Source organism: Pseudoalteromonas sp. (genome assembly GCF_041629635.1).
GTDB lineage: Bacteria > Pseudomonadota > Gammaproteobacteria > Enterobacterales > Alteromonadaceae > Pseudoalteromonas.
In genome coordinates this window covers 1-5782 of the sequence record NZ_JBFKMX010000178.1, presented here as the reverse complement: position 1 = coordinate 5782, position 5782 = coordinate 1, and the positions used below count along the sequence as shown (strand labels likewise).

8 protein-coding genes and 1 pseudogene are annotated in these 5782 nt (G+C 38.4%); 3 read left to right on the top strand and 6 right to left on the bottom strand.

Annotated elements, in window-relative coordinates; all coding sequences use genetic code 11:
* Positions 1-354 (top strand): annotated as a pseudogene (locus tag ABYD77_RS17205) (riboflavin synthase); the annotation flags it as partial.
* 42 nt (positions 355-396) lie between these two features.
* Here ABYD77_RS17205 and ABYD77_RS17200 read toward each other — a convergent pair.
* Together ABYD77_RS17200 and ABYD77_RS17195 are read right to left on the bottom strand one after the other, a co-directional pair.
* Positions 397-600 carry a CPXCG motif-containing cysteine-rich protein gene (locus ABYD77_RS17200; RefSeq protein ID WP_372771321.1) on the bottom strand — a complete coding sequence of 68 codons (204 nt, stop codon included), beginning with the start codon at positions 598-600 and terminating at the stop codon, positions 397-399.
* 69 nt (positions 601-669) lie between these two features.
* Positions 670-1545: a fructosamine kinase family protein gene (locus ABYD77_RS17195; RefSeq protein WP_372771320.1), complete on the bottom strand. Its 876-nt coding sequence runs from the start codon at positions 1543-1545 to the stop codon at positions 670-672.
* A gap of 255 nt (positions 1546-1800) precedes the next feature.
* Here ABYD77_RS17195 and ABYD77_RS17190 point away from each other — a divergent pair, with 255 nt between their 5' ends.
* On the top strand, positions 1801-2505 hold the full coding sequence (locus ABYD77_RS17190) for a DUF445 domain-containing protein (RefSeq protein WP_372771319.1): 705 nt from the start codon (positions 1801-1803) through the stop codon (positions 2503-2505).
* A gap of 60 nt (positions 2506-2565) precedes the next feature.
* On the opposite strand, the gene ABYD77_RS17185 is transcribed toward ABYD77_RS17190, so the two are convergent.
* The 4 genes from ABYD77_RS17185 to cobT form a co-directional block, all read right to left on the bottom strand.
* Complete coding sequence (locus ABYD77_RS17185; protein ID WP_372771318.1) at positions 2566-2916, bottom strand: DUF3718 domain-containing protein; 351 nt, start codon at positions 2914-2916, stop codon at positions 2566-2568.
* A 217-nt stretch (positions 2917-3133) separates the two neighbouring features.
* Positions 3134-3730 (bottom strand): cob(I)yrinic acid a,c-diamide adenosyltransferase, encoded by a 597-nt coding sequence (gene cobO, locus ABYD77_RS17180; protein WP_372771317.1) that lies wholly within the window; start codon positions 3728-3730, stop codon positions 3134-3136.
* Between the two features lie 2 nt (positions 3731-3732).
* On the bottom strand, positions 3733-4500 hold the full coding sequence (gene cobS / locus ABYD77_RS17175) for an adenosylcobinamide-GDP ribazoletransferase (RefSeq protein ID WP_372771316.1): 768 nt from the start codon (positions 4498-4500) through the stop codon (positions 3733-3735).
* The gene (cobT, locus tag ABYD77_RS17170) at positions 4500-5513 is read right to left on the bottom strand and encodes a nicotinate-nucleotide--dimethylbenzimidazole phosphoribosyltransferase (RefSeq protein ID WP_372771315.1); all 1014 of its coding nucleotides are present in this window, start codon (positions 5511-5513) and stop codon (positions 4500-4502) included. Before cobT ends, cobS begins: the two co-directional genes overlap by 1 nt.
* A gap of 69 nt (positions 5514-5582) precedes the next feature.
* Between cobT and ABYD77_RS17165 the strand changes: the two genes are divergently transcribed.
* On the top strand, positions 5583-5782 hold a 200-nt coding region (locus tag ABYD77_RS17165; protein ID WP_372771314.1), incomplete at its 3' end, for a bifunctional adenosylcobinamide kinase/adenosylcobinamide-phosphate guanylyltransferase.

Genomic DNA, 5782 nt, shown 5'->3' with positions numbered 1-5782 from the left:
TCAGTCACATTTGGTACTGAAATTGGTGGGCATATTGTATCCGGTCATATTCACACAGTAGCACGTGTTGATTCAATTGAACGTGAACAAGATAATTGCGCTATGTTTTTATCATTACCCGAAAAATGGCTCAAATATATCAATTACAAAGGTTTTATTAGTGTAAATGGCTGTAGTCTTACAGTTGGAGAAGTCCATCAAAATGGCTTTTATTTGCATTTAATACCAGAAACGCTTGAAGTTACCAACTTAGGCTTAGCACAAATTGGTACAGAGTTTAATATTGAGGTAGATCAGCAAACTTACACAATAGTTGAAACTATTGAACGTTACTTGAAATCAAAAGGACTTTAAAGAGGCGCTATTTGCACCTCTTATTTTCGTGATTTCAAAGTCTTAAAAAATTTGCTCGTCGTCACTGTCGACGCTGAGTTCGACCTTGTTGTAAATCCTATCGATATGCATATTGAGGTGGATAGGATTACAACATGCAGCGCAATCTTCATAGTAATCTTGATCACCAGATGTAGTATCAAGTTCTACATCTACATGATGACCACAGTGTGGGCAGGAAATTCGTTGAAATTTATGGTCTCGCATAACAGTTTCCAACAACAGTAATACTTGTTTAAGTGTAGTGGAAAACTGATATTTTACCTGTTTTTGAATTTAGTCTAGACCATAGTTTTGCAAGATTTTAACTATGCTTAAATGAGCATCTTCAATATATTGATTACCAAATAAATTTCCATGATTCAGAATATGGTAAAGATTATAGATGAGTTTACGGTGTTGGTACTTTTCTGACAGGGGGTAAGTTTGATTATAGCCTTGATAGAACTCTTGATGGAACTTACCAAATAACTCAGTCATGGCGATATCGACTTCTCTGTCACCGTAATAACAGGCGGGATCAAATACCGAAGGGCTACCATGACAAAAACCAATGTTACCACGCCATAAATCACCATGAACTAATGCAGGTAAACAATGATGAGAGTGTAATATGTGCTTAATAATTTCCACAAAATGATCAATATCGACAAGATGTATATGTTTATCTGCGAGTAACTGTAGTTGATAACCGATACGTTTTTCGGCAAAGAATATGTCCCAGTGTTTATGCCATTCATTTGGTTGTGGAGAATCGCCAATAAAATTATCCGAATCGAAACCAAACATTTCTTGGCTGTGTTTCTTATGTAGTTGGGCGAGTGTAACACCAAAGTTATACCAATCAGAGGGAGCGCCTTCAGTCAAGTCGAGCCACTCAATCACATGATATGAAAATTCACTACTTTGACCGACCAGTATTGAGTCTGCTACATAAAACACACTTTCCTTAGTAAGTGCATTTAAACACATGCGCTCCTGCTCAAATTTTTCTAAATAATCTTTGGTAGCAACTTTGACAAAAAATGATTGTTTATCATCACATACCTTATAAAGGCGTTCTTTTTTGGATGACGCCAGCTGGATTTTTGTGGCTGTTGAGAAATCTCGGTGTAACACAATTGATAATTCATTGAGTAATGAGTTCCACATGGGGGATCCTTAATCGCTCTTGGCTCATAGGCTCAACTGCTTAAGTTACTGACGCTAGTTGTAGCAATGTCATTAATAACCTGCCAGCCATAAGTTGTTGCACAAGGTAACTATAGTCAAAACAGATACATTTTTAAGTTTTGTTTACAAAAAAGCACATAAATAAGTTTAGGATGGAATTTTTACCTTGCTTACGCTTTGTAGCAAACTTTAAAATAGCCGCGATTTGGATTTAGCTTATTTTGGAGGATTTAGTTGAACAAGCACGCTATTACCAATGTTGTCGCAGTTTTATTAACAGTTGCTGGTTTTTTCTTATCGTTGCCATGGCTGTTAAGTATTGGTTTATTTGCTTTGTCAGGCGCTTTGACTAACTGGCTTGCGGTACATATGTTATTTGAAAAGGTACCAGGTCTTTATGGCTCAGGGGTTATTCCAAATCAATTTGAACAAATTAAAGAAGCGATAAAGCGCTTATTTATGTCGCAATTCTTCACACAAGAAAACATTAACAAGTTAATGTCGGCAGAGCTTGATAATAGTGATACAGGCATCGACTTTACACCGATTATTGAAAACACCGACTTAAACCCTGCATTTGATTCATTGGTTGATGTAATCGAAAACTCACAGTTCGGTGCGATGCTTGGTATGTTTGGTGGTACAGCTGTGCTTGAGCCGATGAAACAACCGTTTATCGAAAAAATGCAATCGTCGCTTATTGAAATTAGTAGCTCAGAAGTATTCCACAACACAGTGCAAACACAATTAACGTCAAATACCAGTGCCGAAAAGCTACAGTCAAAAATTGAAGCGATTATTGAAGCGCGACTAGCGGAGTTAACGCCTGAACTCGTAAAAGAGCTTATTCAAAACCTCATTAAAGAACACTTAGGTTGGCTTGTTGTATGGGGTGGGGTATTTGGTGGATTGTTTGGCTTACTCGCCCATTTTATTTAACAGCTTACTATTAACATCATGAGAAAACGGAGGGTTGTCCCTCCGTTTTTTGTCTCGTCATTACTTACTACCTGAGATATACACCAATTCTTTTTTTGCCATTGCTAAATCTTTAATGCTTGTTGATGTACTCACATCTAAATTCATAAAGTTACTAGTACGGTTAAGGCCATATACAGTTGCAAACTGAGCTAAAGTCATATCATTACAGGTAAGTTTGTCATCAATTTGAAACTTTTTAACGCGATTATTGTTGAGTGCCTTTTTCAACTCTAATGGTTTATTGGATGCAAAGGCGATACAAAGCTCAGTGCCTGGCGAATTATCTAAAGCGACAAATTGTGTATCTGCTGATGCGTTTGCTGATGCAAGTAGAGTTGCGCTAACTAGGGCTGCTGCTATAACTTTCATGTTAAATTCCTCATTCCAACATTATTTAAAGTAAAGTGATCACGTTTTGTTTTAACGTTTTTATATAGTCGCTGAAAATCAGAAAAATGCTGTTAACCTAACGTGACAGGGTGTAAAAGAGTATTTCAAATGTGTCGAGGAAATAGAAAAAACGCCATTTTTCATGGCGCTAATATGTGTAGTTTGCAATAAATTGGGAAAATTATTTTTAAACTTTTTACCAATCGATGCCTTTACGCGCTTTTACGCCGTTATCAAAAGCGTGTTTTACGTTACGCACTTCAGACACCGTGTCAGCAAGTTCCTCTAATTTTCGATGTGCTGCACGTCCTGTAACAATCACGGATTGCTCTTTAGGGCGATTACTTATTGCTTCAAGTACATCATCAAGATCAATATAGTCGTAGTTGATCATATACGTGATTTCATCCAGTACCACTAAATCAATCTTGTCATCATTAAGAGATTTTTTAACTTCTTGCCAAACAGTTTGTGCAGCTGCTGTATCAGTATCGCGGTTTTGAGTTTCCCAAGTAAAGCCTGTCGACATCACGTGGAAAGTGGCGCCTGCACCTTCAAGCAGATTGCGCTCACCGCACTCCCAACCGCCTTTAACAAACTGTGCAACAACTGCTTTTTGGCCATGGCCAACAGCACGTGCAACGGTACCAAAAGCGCTGGTGGATTTGCCTTTACCATTACCTGTAATTACCAGGAAAAGTCCTTTTTCAATGGTGGCCTTTGCCACTTTTTCGTCGACGGCTTTTTTGATTTTTTCTTGACGTTTTTGATGTTGTTCGAATTTATCTGACATTTTTAATCCAAAAAGAGAAGTAATAGGCAGTATACAAAGACTTCAATTATTTGTTGAGCTGCGCCCAAGCAATCTCCAGTATAACCATTTATATGTTTTTTAAACCAAGCGATTAGTACGGCTCTTACGAAAAAGCAGCTCACAATCAAGATGATTAGTTGTGCGATAGTAAAACCCACAAATAATAACACTACACAAACGCAAGCAAAGGTAAGCCAAAGTCGGTTTTCTGCACTCATTGAGAGGTGTTTAGCCACTGGTTTAACTTTACTCATCGCATCCGCTGTAACGTAGGGACATTTACCAATAATGCTGGTAGCAAATGTTCTACTTAACGTATGTGCAATAATAAGTAAAAGCAAAATATGACTACTTGCTACTAATACTTGGTATTTAATCGCAAATAACGAAATAAGCGTAAGCGTACCATACGTGCCAAGGCGAGAGTCTTTCATGATTTCAAGTTTTTTGTGGGGTTCAAAAGCGCCACCAAACCCATCTGCAACATCGGCAAGGCCATCTTCATGAAAGCCACCTGTTAGCAGATAACCAATTACAATCACCAAAACAACAGCGATCTCAACTGGAAATAGCAGCGAAAGAACATAAAAGCTGGCTGCCAGTAGTGTACCAATGAGTGCACCAACTAATGGGAAATAGCCCGTAGCCTCGTTTAGTTTTTCATCCGAGTAATCAGTTATCTTAACTGGAATACGCGTTAAAAAACTAAGTGCTAATTTAAACAGTGAGACTTCATAGGGAAGATTCATTAAAGCGTTATTCCTAAATCGTCAAAGCTTGCCATATGGTTGTAAAAATTAACGGCTGCTTGTATTAAAGGAAGCGCAAGCGCAGCCCCTGTACCTTCACCAAGGCGAAGCGATAAATCAAGCAGCGGTTCACTGTTAAGTCGTGCTAGTACTTGCTTGTGAGCTGATTCATTTGAAACATGGGCATAAATAAGATGGCTTTTAATCTGTGGCTCAATAGCTAGCGCTATTGCCGCAGCAGCGGTCACAATAAAACCATCGACGATAATTAACTTATTCTGCTTAAAGGATTCGAGCATAGCAAAGGCCATTGTTGCAATTTCGAAACTGCCAAGCTCCCTTAAAATATTTTTTGGCTCGTTTGAATCTATGCGTGAAATCGCTTTATCTATAAGACTGCGTTTTATATCTAGCTGGTCATTATTGATCCCGGTACCAACACCGACAATATCGTTTGCACTTAAACCAAACAGCTTTGCAAAAATCGCACTAGCAGGGCTGGTATTGGCGATACCCATTTCACCAAAGCCAATTATATTGGTATTTAAATTAGTAATAATTTGTTCAGCGTTAATTTTGGCTTGCTTAAATTGTGATTCGGATAATGCTGGGACTTCACTAATATCGCCACAGCAATTACCCAAGCGAGCATTAATTATCGCTGTCTGTGCAGGCAGCTCCCTTTGAATACCACAGTCAATAACGTGTAATTGCCAATCTGTATCTTTAATAAAACTGTTTATAGCAGCTTGGCTGTTGATAAAACAATTCACCATTAAGCTTGTAACATCACTTGGCGCAATGCTCACGTTGTGTTTTGCAATGCCATGATCGCCTGCAAAAATAAGTAAACTTGGGTTTTGTAAATGGAGTTTGTTATGAGATGGTTCAGTGATTTGAACTGAAGCTATTTGCGCAGCAAGGCTTTCGATTTTGCCAAGTGAACCAATAGGCTTAATTTTACCATTGATGGTGTTTTGAATGAGTTGTGTCAAGTCAATGCTAGTAGACATCTGGATTTCCAATATTTTTTTAGCTATTGTGCGTGACAAACCCAAGAGGAACAAGGGCTTTTAGATAGAATGAATAAATATTTAGTGATTGGCGGTGTGCGTTCTGGTAAGACGCGTCATGCTGAAACATTGGCAAATCAATTCGCACAAGAGCAAAAAGCGAATGTCATATACGTAGCCACTGCTGAAGCATTTGATGATGAAATGACAAAGCGAATTGCGCATCATAAAGACGCGCGCCCTGACCATTGGCAAACACGCGAAAGCGG